Annotated in this window: 1 protein-coding gene; it reads right to left on the bottom strand. The window is 64.3% G+C overall.

Going from position 1 to position 227, the window contains the following annotated elements:
• Window positions 1–35: 35 nt before the first annotated feature.
• Window positions 36–227, bottom strand: a 192-nt coding sequence (locus R5H23_RS17040) for a hypothetical protein (protein ID WP_317216153.1), incomplete at its 5' end; no start/stop codon positions are given.

Here is a 227-nt window from a genome sequence, read left to right as displayed (position 1 = left end):
TTCATCTAGCGTCAGCTCTTTTCGAAACGCAAGCACTAAATTGCGAACGGGAGCGTTTTGTCTGGTGTCCGGCCGTGAGGTGGTCCCTTCACCCCCAGACCGGACCGATCAATGGAGCATTCTGCACAGACGCAGAGGGCGCAGGCCCCGTGCACGCGGCGCGGCCGACGCCGGATCAGTGAGGCCATGCTGGCCGCACGCGACGAACTGACCACCCCCGTCCCGGC

Source organism: Gluconobacter sp. GP1, from assembly GCF_032913585.1.
Lineage (GTDB): Bacteria > Pseudomonadota > Alphaproteobacteria > Acetobacterales > Acetobacteraceae > Gluconobacter > Gluconobacter cerinus.
This window is presented reverse-complemented; position numbering and strand designations above follow the sequence as displayed.